This window comes from Fulvivirga sedimenti (genome assembly GCF_020328055.1).
Map to the genome: position 1 here is coordinate 1154528 of NZ_JAIXNE010000001.1, position 14834 is coordinate 1169361.

The following is a 14834-nucleotide window of genomic DNA, read 5'->3' on the forward strand; positions in this document are numbered from 1 at the left end:
ATTAGAAAAATTAACTTTCACGAAGTTCGGTGATCCCAGCTTCCTTCCTGATTTGATTCACAGTCGCCTCTCCTTCTGTAACAATTTCTTCCAGTCCGAGTGCACGTGCGGCCGCGATCCGGCCAATCAGGAACTTCACCCGGAGGGGAGCGCGCTTTAAGCCGGCTTCATACATAGCAAGAGCCTCTTCATATCGCTCATTTTCCATCAGCCACCCGGCATAGATTTCATGACCGGGCTTTTGAATATGCGGCGGACCGTAGCTATAACTCATAGACACCTCGGTTTTCACAATTGCCTTCATTCGCTCCTCAACGGATTCTTCCCCTGTAAGCCATGCATGAAGGGCATGAAGCTGATTCTCCATTAACTGACTTTGACGGATATCATATTCTGAAGCATTTTCCCGGGTGAGGCCCGAGCAAACAGTGATTTCTGAAGTTGAGATTAATACTTTTTCATTTTCATAATCTGCCCTGATTTTTTCGGCAGCAGCAGCAACTCCTTCAGCATCCTTATTGAGAAAGGCCCGGTAGCCATCCTGGAAATTGTATTGCGACCTGACAGAAATATTCAGATCACCGATGTCAAGCGGCTGTTCATACAATTCGTCAGAAGGATTGTCTGTTTCCGCCAGGTAGGTCCCCCGAAGAAACACGACATGTTGTCTCGCACGGGTGCTGGGAGTTTCGGCGGCATAGCCATACATATTTCCAAGCATATTCCTTGCTTCTTCCACACGCCCCTGCTGCAGGTATCCATACTGCAGCCAATGATACGCGTGATATCCGCGGGCATCATTATTCAATGATTTTCTTTTCATTCGGCTGAGGCTGGCATGATAGGAATCCTCATTTGATGCAACTACTTTTTCCCACAAGCCCATAGCGACATAGATATGCGAAGGCATATGAAGCGCATGTGATGCTTCCGGAGCAACCCGGGCATATTGATCTGCGGCCTCAAGGGCCATTGACGCATGATCAGGATCGTCATAGGAATGAATCAGGTAATGCAGCGCTCCCGGGTGTTGGGCATTTTCAGCAAGAATCCCCTTAACAATCTTCGCCCCCATTTCATACTGCTCATCATCACGGCCTTCAGGAACACTGCCAAGTATCGACAGGGCATAAAATGCGGAAACTTCCCCATTATCAGGAAACCGTTCACTCAGTATTTCCATATGCTCCCTGTATTCCATGTCACGTTCTTGTTTGGGTTTCTCCGGAGCGTACAATGCCTGTATAGCGCCAATGAATCCTTCTTCAAGCGGTCTGTCCGTCTTACCCAATTGCTCAGCCGGAGTTTTCCCCAGCTTTTGCAGTGCAGCAACACCGGCCTCGTAATCTTGCTCACCCCATAACCCGTGGTTGTAAGTCATCGCTTCACCCCAGACGGCCATTACCATATCAGGATCGGCCTCCTGTGCCTTCAAAAAGGCTTCCCGGGCATCTGCATATTCAAAGCTGTGGAGCAGCAACATTCCTCGGTCAAAATGCGGACGTGCCTCGGAATTACCCTCAAAACGTTCGCTCAATACACCAAGACCATCCACTTCTTCCGATGAAGGTGTCGGTTTATTGCATGCAGTGATGCAAATACAAATAAATAGCAGCAGGCAGGGTATTCTCATTTCAGGATAAATTTAAGGTCAATTTACTCAGATTTCAATCTATTCCCAATTCAGGAATCAGCTGCGCATGTAGCTCAGTAAAATGTCTTTGAACTGATCCGGCGCAAAGGAATCACTTTTGGTCATATCACCGATAAATATTGCTTTATCCAGATTGTCCTCAGGAATCCGTCCATGTGACCCGCGTATCATGGACGGGTTCAGGGGAATCACATTCATCAGCGTTCGGAAACCGATTTTTTTACCCAGTACTTTTAAAAGCACCCGTGGCATAACCAGGGCCTTTTCAGGATCCATAAACATCTCGGCCGGATCATATCCGGGCTTTTTATGGATATCTACTGTCCTTGCAAAATCAGGTGCCTTCTTGTCATCCAGCCAGTAATAATACGTAAACCAGCTGTCCTTGTCGGCAACAATAACAAGATCCCCGGAACGATCATGATCAAGATGAAATGCAGATTGCTGCTTTTTATCAAGAACCTGCTCAACACCCTCCACACCTTCAAGAATCGTACGAATCGCCCCGAGATCTGAGGGGTCTTTAATGTAAACATGAGCAATCTGATGATCGGCCAGTGCAAATGCCCTGCTGGCTCCGGCATCAAGCAATTCTGTACCGCGTTCTTCGCGCACCGAAATATATCCGGCTTTACGCAAAACACGGTTCACATCAACCGGCCTTGATACATTGGTAATTCCATATTCTGAAATAATCTGAACAGACCTGCCTTTAGATTCCAGCCAGGGTATAAAATCTGAAAGCAAGCTATCCAGTTCCCTGATTTCCCTGAATGATCTCTGATCACTATTTCCGAATTTTTGCAGACAATAATCAAGGTGCGGAAGATAGACTAGTGTAAGATCCGGATCCTTCTCCTCCACAACGTATTTGGTGGCTTCCGCGATCCACTTGCTGGATTTAATGGATGCAGTAGGGCCCCAAAAGTGAAAAAGGGGAAATGTTCCGAGCCTGGACTGAAGCTCATCGCGCAGGGATGCCGGGTGTGAATAGCAGTCGGACTGTTTCCTTCCGTCTGCAAGGTATTGGGGCCTGGGTGTAACCGAATAATCAGCCGTCGAGTACATGTTATACCACCAGAACATATTGGCCACCGTAAATGACGGATCCTTCTCGCGGGCCTCATCCCAGATCTTTGGCGCCTGTACAAGCTTATTGGATTGCCTCCACAGTTTCACCTCACACTCGTCCTTAAAATACCAGCCATTTCCAACAATGCCGTGTTTCTGGGGATACTCCCCTGTAAGATAGGTGGACTGTACCGAACAGGTCACTGCGGGCAATACGGTTTCGATGAATCCTGTTGTTCGCCCGCGGCTCCATTCATTCAGAAACGGCGTATTTTCACCCAGGATTCTTCCCGACAGTCCCACAGCATTTATGACGACCGTTTTTTTCATTTTATTGAATCTGATTTATCACCCACTCCATCTCCCGGGCTATGGACCCGTCAATCTCCACCTGCATATCCTCCGGCAACACGTTCCAGGTATAGGTTTCAATCTCCAGGTGATTGGTAAAAGGTTCGTCTTTCCATTTTTTAAGCACGCGGATGATTTCATCCTGCGTAGATTCCAGCAGACCATAGTTTGAAAGAAATACCGGAACATGAAAATGCGTTCGTACCTCCTCCAGTGCAGGTCGGGCAATCAGCAGCTTATTGAGATCGCGGTATCGGATAATCAGCTCACCGGCTCGTCCAACCGCCTGATGCAGGTAGGTAGGTTCGTCAAAATCAGCCAACGCATAGTATATATCTCCATCACCGGATAAATTTCCCTTGAGGGCAGCGCTGATCTGCATTTTACCGATGACGATACCCTCCGACTGCATCCTTTCAATCACCGAAACCCCGTCTTCAAATTCTACTGCGAAGTGGCATACATCATAGCAAAGTGTGAAATGTCGCCGGATGATCGTTTCCGCATTTGTGTAGCCCCTCTTTTTTATTTCTTCAGCCCCGTCGGGAAGCAAGATGTCATTGAAGAAATGAACGAATTCATCGGTTGTCTCCATCATTCCATCGGGCTCCGGCTCCATATCGATATGAATGTATTTGCCGGTTTCATTCTCGATTTCATGCAGCCTGACCAACACGTCGACCAGCGGCTTTACCGATGCCCTTAGTGCATCTTCATAATTCTCATGCCAAAATCGATATGAAATGGGTGAGGTTGAAATTCCTCCGTCCATGCCCTCGGGCAACAGTTGACTCAGGATTTCGGCAAGCTGTATGGTATATGCTATGCGTTCCCGAGTGAACCAGTCAGGCTTATGCACATCTTCCTTCACGCGGCTGTTATGAAAGCTTCCATAGGGAAACCCGTTCATCGTGAATACATAAAGATTTTCCTTTCTCAGCCATTCCGAAAAATCCGATAAATGATCATTCATCAACAATTCATCAGCGGCCTGTGCAGAAAGCCGAAGCCCGATTCCGAATTGTTCATGGGTAGTCTGATCCCGCACAGAGGGCACATGAGTTTTCAGCGCATGAAAGGTTTCATCCCAGGATTCTCCGGGATGAATATTTGTACAGTAACTCAGATGGGACCCCTTGATTTTCATTTCAGCTCCGGTTCTTGAGTTTCTTTATGGATCGATCATATGCATCGTGGTCAACTTCGTGAACGTCAACCGCCTTTCCAACGTCTTCAATTAAAGTGATCGTTAACACTCCTCCAAGGTGTTCCTGGAATTCAACAAGTCCGTGCATAATCTCAGGATTCATGCCGTTCTCATCGCCAAGATCAGTATGATAAACAGCAAAGCCCAGTGATGAGATCAACCGAACAATACGGTCGGTAAGGGCTTGTGAAAGCATCCCGATCTCACCGGCATAGCAAACATCGAGCGCAATCCCCATAGCCACGGCCTCACCATGACGCACAGTATAATCGGTCACGTGTTCAAGCTTGTGCGCTGCCCAGTGCCCGAAGTCAAGCGGTCTTGATGAACCCGATTCAAAGGGATCTCCCTGACCAGAAATATGCTCGACATGAAGCTCTGCACACCGGTAGATCAGTTCCTCCATCACATCCGCATTTCGTGCATTCAGCGCATGCACATTTTCTTCAATCCATTCGAAGAAATCCGGATCCTTCAGCAAGGATACCTTGATTGCTTCTGAAATTCCAGATCGCCAGTCGCGGTCATTCAATGTTTCCAGGAAGGTCACATCGTTAATCACAACATTTGGCGGAGCGAATGTTCCGATGAAATTCTTCTTTCCAAAGTAATTGATTCCGTTTTTCACGCCTACACCGGAATCATTCTGAGATAGAACGGTCGTTGGAATTCTGATATGCCGTACCCCTCTGTGGGCAATCGCTGCTGCGAAACCAGCCATGTCCAGTACAGCTCCTCCACCAATGGCAATCACATACGAATGACGGTCGATATGCTGTTCGTTCACGAGCTTCAATACTGCTTCAACACCCTCCCATGAATTCTTCACTGCCTCACCACCCTGCACTTCAATGCATGCTGCGGTAAAACTGCCCTTGAAATATCGATCTATTCTGGATCTCAGATCAGGTTGTGCCTGCGCCAGACCGCCATCAATGACAACCGCGAGGCGGGATGCCCCTTCACTTTCCAACAGCTTTCTGAGAAAGTCATTCGACTCTTCAAACAGATCACGCTTGAAATAAACGTTGTACCTGAACGGTACTTCAAAGCGCTGCTTAATAAATATTTCCTTCACTATATTTTTCAGGTTACCGCAAATTTACGGGCTAAAACTACCGAAACGGGCAGTAAAAACAATATAACAACTGCGAAGTCGATTTTTCCAGCCAGCAGGGCATAGGAAGCATCCAGCACGATCAGCGACATCACACCCGTTTTAACCGCATTCTTAATGTTTTCCGGTGTATTGATGCGCCAGGCTCTGAACTTGGTGGAAAGCACCATAAATGCCCACAAAGAAACAAGAATTAACGGATACCAGGGATGAACAGCTTTTGTGAATGCGCTGTATACCAATAATCCAATGACCGATAAATCCAGCAGCATAGCAACGATAATTGCACTGCGATTCTCACCCCGGTTTTCTTCCCTGCTTGTGAGGGTAACTGAGAAAATAAAGACCAATGGAATGATGCCAAGCCAGGCATATTCAAAAAGGGCAGATTCAAGTATACTCATACCCAACAGCAGATTTGCACTTCGGGCAATACCCATGAAGAATGGGCCCATAAATGCATTATGTTTCATCCATCGGTCATACAGTAAGGCAGCCGCAATTATGATGAACGCTAATCCGAATGATTGACTCCCCACCGCCAGGGCCGAGAGAAGTGCGATGATAAACAGTGCTAAACCGAAGGAAACAGCCGCGGCACCTGAAATTTTTCCTGACGGGATTGGTCTTTCCGGTCGTTCTTCTGCATCAATGTACCGGTCGAAATAGTCATTAAAGACAATACCACCCGCGTAGAGACAGGCGGTTGCCAGAAGCAAAAGTAATGCTGGCGTAACGTCGATTTCTGATATTGACGACGCCAGGGCCAGTCCGGCCAGCACATCAGCAACAGAAGTGACCACATTGGCAGGCCGGATCAGAACCAGGTAAGGACGGATTGACCGAAACAAGTGCTTCCTAGTTTTCGATGATGTTTTTGGAATCAGTTTGGGCAGGTTGCTGTCCGCGAAGTACACTGTTTCCGTCGAACAGTTTCGACTGATCGATTTCAAAACCAGATGCCCAGTCAGACTCTTTCATATTACCGCTTTTTCCATATATATCAAGCGCATTCCTGTAACAGGTCTTATAAATATCTTCCTCGGCGATCCCGCGGATCTTCATCAGATTCGCCGTCTTCGGTACTGCCAGCGGGTCGCTTACACCCCAGTCGGCAGAACTGTCTACAATGATTCGTTCAGAACCGTACTGTTCAACAATCTTAACCATTCGTTCATTCCCCATCTTTGTCTTGGGATAAATGGTAAAGCCGGCCCAAAATCCACGATCCAGCACATCCTGTACCGTTTCTTCGTTGTTGTGATCGATGACCACCATCGATGGATCGATGCCGTGTTCAAGAATCACTTCCATGCTTCGGATCGTTCCCCGCTTCTTGTCACGATGAGGTGTATGAACCATCACCGGGAGATCCACTTTTTTTGCCAGTTCCAGCTGTTCACGAAAAAAACGGTCCTCTTCAGGGGTTTGATCATCATATCCAATTTCTCCAACTGCAACTACATTTTCCTTGAGTACGAAAAGCGGAAGAATCTCCATGACCTGCTCTGCAAGAGCTACATTATTGGCCTCCTTCGAATTCAATCCAATCGTGCAGTAATGACGGATCCCGAATTGCGAGGCCCTGAACTGCTCCCATCCCACCAGGCTGCTGAAATAGTCCTTGAAAGATCCTACTTCCGTGCGCGGTTGCCCCAGCCAGAATGCCGGTTCAATAATGGCAACTATTCCCGCTTTCCTCATTGCTTCATAATCATCGGTCGTGCGCGATGTCATATGAATATGCGGATCTATATAATTCATGCGTTCTTTAATATTAAGTATCCTAATTCATTCCAGTTTTCAGGCATATTTTTCAGTGAGTGCCCTACCAGCAGTTCCCGGCAATCATCCCGGTCGCAATCACCCAGCGCCAGTATTCCGGCTGCCTGTTCCAGGGGATCTGAACTTGCCAGCACCTTTTTCAAATCTTCAATCACTCCGTCATCCATATAACCTTTCGCCAGGCGCCATAGTTCAGGAGTTACCTTCCGGCCTGCGGCCCATCGCTCATGTGCAAAATCCTGTGCGATTCTCCGAAGTTCCTCATTCACCCGGTTGTCAAGACCCTGTATGCGGTATAGCGGCCTTTGCATAAAAATGGCCTTCAATACCATTTGATTCCACTGGCCGTCATTAAAGTATTCTGCAGGAAACGGATTATCAAGTGCAATCGCATCATAAACCCGGGTCATATTTGTTCTGATTCCCTCGGCACCGCGTTTCGTAAATCTTCCAGCATCGGGCAACAGGTATAGCGACCGGTATAAAACTTCCAGTTCACCGATATCCCCTGTAGAAAATAAATTGTCAAGCACTGCGACCTGCTCACCTGTGGGAATATTCAAAATGAGCGCCAGGCGGGCTAAGGCCTGACTGTCCCACCATTCAGGCTGAAGGCCGGGATAGATGGTGGACCATTGAGCCAGTTGATCATCACTGTAGGCGACAGGACGCTGCTGTATCTTCCGGTGAACCAGATTAAAGGACAGGTAGAAATCGGCCTTATTGAATTCATTATTCAGCTGTTTTTCCAGCCATGAAAATTCTGTGAGGTTTTCCGAAGCAACATGTGAAAAGAATTCGCGCGCATCCATACCGGGAGTTCTTGATTGTGATCAAAGATAACGAAGGTATCTCCGTTCACAAAGATGAAATCCGTATTAACACTGTGGATTATGTAAACGGTAAACTACGCACCTGCACCATATTGAATGGGTAGTTTACGTATTCGGTTTCCCGTAAGATCAAAAATAGCATTAGCCAGCGACGGAGCTAAGGTCGGAAGACCAGACTCACCTGCCCCATCCGGTGAGGCATTGCTTGACAGGATATGGGTTTCGATCTCCGGTATCTGATCGATCCTTGGCAGTGGATATGTATGAAAATTATTCTCTTCGACCGCACCGTTTTTAATGGTCAATCCATTATAAAATGCGCCCAATCCCATGATAACAGATCCCTCTGTTTGTGCTTTTACAGTATCCGGGTTTATACATACGCCAAGATCCAGTACGGTAGTTATCTTTATCGGGATGATCTTCCCATCCCGTTTCGTCACTTTCGTGATCATGGCAAAATAGGCACCCGATCGTTCCACCGTTGCCAGTCCACGGCCAATTCCCGGTTCTGGCTGCCCAAACCAGTCGGTCCTTTTACCTATCTCTTCCAACACTCTGCGATACCTGGGATGATTAAGCATCTCAAGCCGAAAGGTTAGGGGATCCTTGCCTGCAACTCTTGACAGCTCATCAATAAAACATTCATGAGCAAACGGATTTGTTGAGTGATAGACTGCCCGCCAGTAGGATATAGGAATATGGCGTTTTTTCAGAACCCCCTTCACAGAAAAGTTTGGAATGGTGTATTCGGTATTGATTCCTCCCATAAGCTGCCTTCCGGCCGTCATATCTTTCCCTGTCTGATTTCTGATTTCCTGGGCAATTACCTTGTGCTCGAATGCCAGTATCTTTCCTCCCGGCTCCATGACTGCTTTACAAATATTCACACTGCATGCCCTGAACGGACCCTGAGTCTGATCGTCCTCCCGTGTCCAGATAACCTTAACAGGTTTGCCGGATTTTTTCGAGAGATCTGCAGCTTCTTCCACCACATCGGTCATAGACCTGCGACCAAACCCACCTCCCATAAAGGTGTAATTGATCTTTACCTTTGCCGGATCAATGCCATAGGTCTGTGCGATGAACGACTTGACACCGTTCGGATTTTGGGTTGAGCCCCAGAATTCGGCGCGATCCGCCTGAATGTGAACCGTCGCGTTCATGGGTTCCATCGGAACATGCGCCTGGTACGGGGTTTCGTAGGATGCTTCGATGATTTGATCAGAATTCCTGAAAATCTCTGCTGTATTGCCACGCCCAAACAGCTCATCCCCATTGCCTTCAGCAGATTCATACGAATCAGCAACAATATCCGCTCCTGAAATAGTGTCCAGTCCCTGGTTATCCCACTCTACCTTCAGCACTTTCCTTCCTTTCAGTGCCGCCCAGTAATTGTCTGCCAGCACTGCCACACCCTCGCGCGTTTGTCCGTAAACATTCCTGGAAGTTGGTATCACATGACGTACGCCCGGTACTTTCAATACTTCGGAATCATTGAAGCCCATTACCTTTCCCAGGAATACAGGCGATCGCTCTACGCTTGCATACAGCATACCCGGTACATTCACATCCAGACCGTACTGTGCCTGTCCGTTTACTTTCCCCGGGATGTCCTGTCGGGAAATGGGCTGACCAATAATTTTAAAATCTGCGGGGTCTTTGAGCGGAGGATTTTTTGGAGGAGTAATTTTAGCAGCATCTGCGATCAGTTCACCATAGGTTAACGATTTACCGCCCGGCCCGAATATCTTTCCGTTTTCTGCCTTACAGGAATCGGAATTGGTATTGAAGCGTTTGGCAGCGGCCGACTTCAGCATCTCACGAGCTGATGCGCCCATAATCCGTAACGTATCATATTCGGTCTGAATGCTGCGGCTGCCAACCACCATCTGGCTGCCATAGAGATCGGAGTCGGCTTCGGACTGCCGGATTTCCACCGAATGAATATCCACTTCAAGTTCCTCTGCCAGGATCATGGGTATCGACTGATACGTTCCCTGGCCCATTTCAGGTCGGTGATTAAAGAGGACAATTTTATTATCGCTGCTGATCGCGATGAATTGATTAAGGTTAACCGAGCCGGGATCCTGTATAAGTGATGCCATCAGCCCATTTTCGGCAGTTGATCCCAGGACGAAGAAGAGGCCTGTGAGGGATGATTGTTTAAGAAATGTACGGCGTGAAAGAGATTCCATGATGTTAAGATTTTGAGGCTCGTTTGATCGCATTCTTTATCCTCGGATAGGTGCCGCAACGGCATAGTATTGGTCGCATCTGTGTTTCTATTTCTTCATCGGAAGGATTCGGATTTTTATCCAGCAGTGCGATAGCATTCATGATCTGTCCCGACTGGCAATAACCGCATTGGGGCACCTGTTCCTGAATCCAGGCTTGTTGCACACGGTGATCATTTTCTTTTGAGATCCCTTCAATTGTTACGATATCCTTGTCGGCAGCGGCGGAAACCGGAATCAGGCAGGAACGAACGGGTTCCCCGTTCATAAATACGGTACAGGCTCCGCACTGGCCGATTCCGCAACTGAACTTGGTACCGGTTAACCCGGCAAAATCACGAATCGCCCAAAGCAATGGCATATCTGAATCCAGATCATAGACTGCTGAGCTGCCATTGATAGTCAACTTTATTTCTGGCATTTCTGGGAAAGTTTAGTGGCTGTTTAATTTACAGATTTACAGGCGTTAAAACAATGGGTAGCAGGGAATGGGGAATTGGAAAACAAATCATTCAGCTTCGGAATCAAAACCTGTTCCATTTCAAAGAATTCATTTTAAAATAATCGCTGAAATTCTTGCGGCGAAATTCGATTATTTTACCGAAGAAGAACGATCGTATATTCTTTCCCAGCTGAATTTTGAATAACTTATAGGTCTAAGTCTTAACAATGGACCGCAGAGAATTCACATTCGGAATTACCCGGTTCTTCAGCGCATATCTGTTGCTGGACGCCGCCAGCCTGACGAGGTCTTTTTCGGCATCAGTACACCAGGATATGGAGCGATGGGCAAGGCAACTTGAAGAAATCTGTTCCGATCTCAAACTGGAGTATATTCCGCAGTACCTGTGGCAGGAAAAGATCGGTGAACTCTTCGAAGCCGTACCACTGGAAGATCTTCTCAACTTTATCGACTTCGAAAACCTGAGGAAGGGATTCAGCTTTCCTGATCTGGGGGTTGCAACCCGGATGGTGAAATTTCCGGCCATTGAAGGACTTGAACGGACAACTTTTGTGAAAAAGATATTCGGACTACGGAAAGATCGGGCGATCATCCCGCATGGTCACAGCAATATGGTTTCCAGCCACCTGATCCTTGACGGAAAATTTCGGCTACGGCAATACGATAAAATTGCGGAGGAAAACGCTTCACTTCTCATAACGCCTACGCTCGACATTCAGACCATCGCAGGAAACCACTCATCCATATCCGATGCCCATAATAATATTCACTGGTTTATTGCAGAATCAGACAATGCCTTCACATTCGATGTGATCGTACTTGACCTCAACGAGCAATCCTATGATATTCATAATCTGGATATGGAAAAGGCAGTGAAGAATGGCAATGGAGAACTGCGGGTACCTGTTCTTGATGTGGAATCAGCATTAAAAAAGTATGGAAAGAACCACCACGGATAATTCGACCCGATTACTTAACCTAATCTGGATTTTCGTCGGACTAAAACTCCTGATGCACCTTGCTGCGATCTGGCTTGAAGGATATGGCGTTTTCAGGGATGAACTGTACTATTTTGCCTGTGCAGACCACCTTGCAACCGGATATGTGGATCAACCACCGTTGTCGATCTGGATCCTAAGCGCATTTACCGCCATTTTTGGTGATCACTGGCAAGTAGTACGAATAATTCCGGCGGTATTTGGAGGGCTAACCATGCTTGTTCTGTTAAAATGGGTTCGTTTGCTGGGAGGCTCATTACTCGCCATAGCCGTAGCTGGTACCGCATTCATGTTCGCTCCTATCAATATAGGATTCGCTTCTGTTTTTTCCATGAACAGCATAGATCTCTTCTTTTGGTCTGTTTGTTTTTACCAGATCACCAAAACCTTGCGGAAACCAGAAAACACCTGGCACTGGATCACCCTTGGAATCTTTGTCGGGCTCGGTATGATGAACAAAATCAGTATATCATGGTTCGCGATCGGACTGATCGTCTACCTGATCACAACCCCGCAGCGAAAACTGCTTCTTAGCCAAGGGCCCTATGTGGCAGGCATTATCGCCCTGATCATTTTCATTCCTTTTATAATCTGGAATATCAGCCATGACATGGCACATATCGAATTTGCAAAAAACGCTTCCCGTTTCAAGTATGCAGGAATTACAAGGGCCGACTTTTTGCAGGGAATCATTCTTCTTGAGAATCCGCTGTCACTCGTACTTTTAATTGCTTCCTTCTTTTTCTTTCTGAACAGAAAGTATTCATTTCCTGATCGCGCGGCCATTATCATTTTCTTTACGACTTTTCTTATTCTGATTATCAAGGGTCAGGTAAAATCTGAATACCTGGCAGGTGCCTATCTTGCTGTTTTTGCCACCGGATCCGTTCAACTGGCTGAAATCCAAAAACCCATCATCCGTAAGGCCGTTATAATCTCCCTGCTAACTGCCTATTTTTTATTTGGCTCATTAATGGTCCCCCTTGCACTGCCCATCCTGGAAGAGGAGCATTTTATCCGTTACAACAAATGGCTGGGGATCGACAACCGGAATAATGAGGGCAAGGAGGAGTCTGAACTTCCCCAGTTTTATGCAGATATGCACGGTTGGGAAGAATTGGCTAAGAATGTTTCTGATGCCTGGATGAGTTTGCCGGAAACGGAAAGATCACATGCCGTAGTATGGGCCAACAACTATGGTGAAGCCGGTGCGATTGACTATTACCGTGACAAGTATCCACTTCCCCCGGTACTTTCCAGGCATAATAATTACTACCTGTGGGGACAGGAGTACATTAAAAAGTCCGATATAAAAACGTTCATTATCCTGGGAGGTTCGGAAGAGACACACAAGAAAAGCCTGAGGGACGTAACACTTTTCACCATTCACACCTGCCAATACTGTATGCCCTATGAAAATGATATGCCTGTGTTTATCGGCAGTGATCCCGATCCGTCTCTGGAATTGCTCGAATTATTTTCAAGCGACCGAAACTATAACTAACGGCTCTTGACATTTTCCCTTTCGTCGGCCAGCAATAAAATCACAGCTGGCAATAAGGGAGTGAAGAGAAAGGCGAGAAAGGCATACTCAAATGGTGACTTTCCTTTGTGTCTGGCCCAAAGTCCGATTAACGGACAACTAAGGATTGTAAAAAGACAAAAAATCAAAAAAGGATCCATAAAAAAATGTTTGGCCACCAATATATTAATATTTATTCGTGGATCAAATATATTTTGAGGCTTCCCTGTGGCTTAACGGTTGAAGGTCAGTATTTTCGATAAACGACCGTACCCAGTCAGGGTTATATTTTGAATACTGCCGCAACGCCCACCCAATCGCTTTGTTGATAAAGAACTCCCTGCTTTCCAAATTCGTATGGATCGCTTCGGAAAGAATTTCCGTATCGGTTTCTTCCCGGTATTTTAACTGATAGATGAGAGAAGTCCGCCGCAGCCACATATTTTCATGACGCATCCAGACTGGAATGGCAGTTCGCTTTAACTCCGGATACTCACTAACCATCCATCCTACAATATTTGCGGCAATAAAGTCGACCGTATCCCACCAGGAGTTATTCACGAGCAGTTCCTCCGCCAGCTGAATATCTGCTGCAACCAGGTCCTTCCTTTTTCGGAATACGTATTCCATGGCCAGGTAATGATATTCCCGCTGCGGTTTGCGGTAACATTCCCGAACAAATCCCACATCCAAGGGCTCCTTGCGCACAGAAGCCATAAAAGACCGGGTAAGTCTTCTGCGTGTAGGCGCATCAATTCCGTAAAACTCAAACTGATCGCGGAGATAGGCTTTCATCTGCATTGCCTTAACCGGATCCCTGTGGTTTTTATAAACCTGTGTTATAGTCTCTAAATCCGGCATTAATCGGGTCTTTGAAGTTTTCTCCAAAAGAGTGAAACCAGCAGCAACCCATAAACCGACGCCCCCATTGTAATCACTGCTATATGACCAATTTTAACAATTTCACTGTTGGAGATCTCATATAACCGCCAACATGAGATAATACTTACAATTACAATAAGAACCACCCAAAACCAGGTTTTACGGTTGGTCGTCACCACACCATCTGCCGGTAATTTTCGAAAATAAAGCAGGATGAAAATAAGTCCGACCACAGTACTTACCTGCTGAAGAATGTGCCACAGGGGATAATCCTGAAACCCAAGGTCAACCTGCCGCTGCAGGATCAGCCAGTGCGTTGAAATATAGGTGTTATTATGGGTAAACGAATCCCAGAGAATATGTCCGGCAGCACCGAAAAGAATCGAGAGGATGACAATCAACGGATATGTCCTAACATATGCATGCCATTGAGAGCCAATCATGCCCGGGAATCGCCGCTGCATAAAACCAGGCAGGTTGTTCATAAGAACCGGTCCCATCAGGTAATGAAATAGGTACGCCATCAGCAAAGCAAGGGGAAGGTCAAACCAAAACAATCCGTCCCACGTATGGCCATATATTCCATACACACGAAGACGCAGGAAGTATTCGAAATCCGGAATCATACTTCCGATCACCAAACCCGTTACCGACACCCGTTTCCAACGAAGGAAGGGCAGTACAATCGCCGGATGACTGAGGGTGAACGGCACC

General features: G+C 46.8%; 13 protein-coding genes. 2 read left to right on the forward strand and 11 right to left on the reverse strand.

From position 1 onward, the window contains the following. Nucleotides 1-10: 10 nt before the first annotated feature. From LDX50_RS05410 to LDX50_RS05450, 9 genes are all read right to left on the reverse strand, one after another. The gene (locus tag LDX50_RS05410) at nucleotides 11-1633 is read right to left on the reverse strand and encodes a hypothetical protein (protein WP_225697387.1); all 1623 of its coding nucleotides are present in this window, start codon (nucleotides 1631-1633) and stop codon (nucleotides 11-13) included. A gap of 57 nt (nucleotides 1634-1690) precedes the next feature. Further along, nucleotides 1691-3055 carry an alkaline phosphatase family protein gene (locus LDX50_RS05415; protein WP_225697388.1) on the reverse strand — a complete coding sequence of 455 codons (1365 nt, stop codon included), beginning with the start codon at nucleotides 3053-3055 and terminating at the stop codon, nucleotides 1691-1693. A 1-nt stretch (nucleotide 3056) separates the two neighbouring features. After that, nucleotides 3057-4223, reverse strand: a complete 1167-nt coding sequence (eboE, locus tag LDX50_RS05420) for a metabolite traffic protein EboE (RefSeq protein WP_225697389.1) — start codon at nucleotides 4221-4223, stop codon at nucleotides 3057-3059. A gap of 1 nt (nucleotide 4224) precedes the next feature. Then, nucleotides 4225-5361, reverse strand: coding sequence for a 3-dehydroquinate synthase (locus LDX50_RS05425; RefSeq protein WP_225697390.1), 1137 nt, complete (start codon nucleotides 5359-5361; stop codon nucleotides 4225-4227). A gap of 8 nt (nucleotides 5362-5369) precedes the next feature. Further along, nucleotides 5370-6251, reverse strand: coding sequence for a UbiA-like protein EboC (eboC, locus tag LDX50_RS05430; RefSeq protein WP_225697391.1), 882 nt, complete (start codon nucleotides 6249-6251; stop codon nucleotides 5370-5372). 7 nt (nucleotides 6252-6258) lie between these two features. Continuing rightward, a complete protein-coding gene (locus LDX50_RS05435; RefSeq protein WP_225697392.1) occupies nucleotides 6259-7164 on the reverse strand; it encodes a TatD family hydrolase in 906 nt (301 codons plus the stop codon). Next, the gene (locus LDX50_RS05440; protein WP_225697393.1) at nucleotides 7161-7997 is read right to left on the reverse strand and encodes an EboA domain-containing protein; all 837 of its coding nucleotides are present in this window, start codon (nucleotides 7995-7997) and stop codon (nucleotides 7161-7163) included. Before LDX50_RS05440 ends, LDX50_RS05435 begins: the two co-directional genes overlap by 4 nt. A gap of 95 nt (nucleotides 7998-8092) precedes the next feature. Continuing rightward, entirely contained in the window at nucleotides 8093-10216 is a 2124-nt protein-coding gene (locus LDX50_RS05445) for a xanthine dehydrogenase family protein molybdopterin-binding subunit (protein WP_225697394.1), read from the reverse strand. A gap of 4 nt (nucleotides 10217-10220) precedes the next feature. Then, nucleotides 10221-10676, reverse strand: a complete 456-nt coding sequence (locus LDX50_RS05450; RefSeq protein WP_225697395.1) for a (2Fe-2S)-binding protein — start codon at nucleotides 10674-10676, stop codon at nucleotides 10221-10223. A 248-nt stretch (nucleotides 10677-10924) separates the two neighbouring features. Here LDX50_RS05450 and LDX50_RS05455 point away from each other — a divergent pair, with 248 nt between their 5' ends. Together LDX50_RS05455 and LDX50_RS05460 are read left to right on the forward strand one after the other, a co-directional pair. Continuing rightward, on the forward strand, nucleotides 10925-11677 hold the full coding sequence (locus LDX50_RS05455) for a cupin domain-containing protein (protein WP_225697396.1): 753 nt from the start codon (nucleotides 10925-10927) through the stop codon (nucleotides 11675-11677). Next, nucleotides 11655-13220, forward strand: coding sequence for a glycosyltransferase family 39 protein (locus LDX50_RS05460; protein WP_225697397.1), 1566 nt, complete (start codon nucleotides 11655-11657; stop codon nucleotides 13218-13220). The genes LDX50_RS05455 and LDX50_RS05460 overlap by 23 nt, the downstream gene beginning before the upstream one ends. Before the next feature lie 222 nt (nucleotides 13221-13442). On the opposite strand, the gene LDX50_RS05465 is transcribed toward LDX50_RS05460, so the two are convergent. Beyond that, on the reverse strand, nucleotides 13443-14099 hold the full coding sequence (locus LDX50_RS05465) for a DNA alkylation repair protein (RefSeq protein WP_225697398.1): 657 nt from the start codon (nucleotides 14097-14099) through the stop codon (nucleotides 13443-13445). Next, nucleotides 14099-14833 (reverse strand): DUF4184 family protein, encoded by a 735-nt coding sequence (locus LDX50_RS05470; RefSeq protein WP_225697399.1) that lies wholly within the window; start codon nucleotides 14831-14833, stop codon nucleotides 14099-14101. The genes LDX50_RS05465 and LDX50_RS05470 overlap by 1 nt, the downstream gene beginning before the upstream one ends. Between the last annotated feature and the right edge of the window lies 1 nt (nucleotide 14834).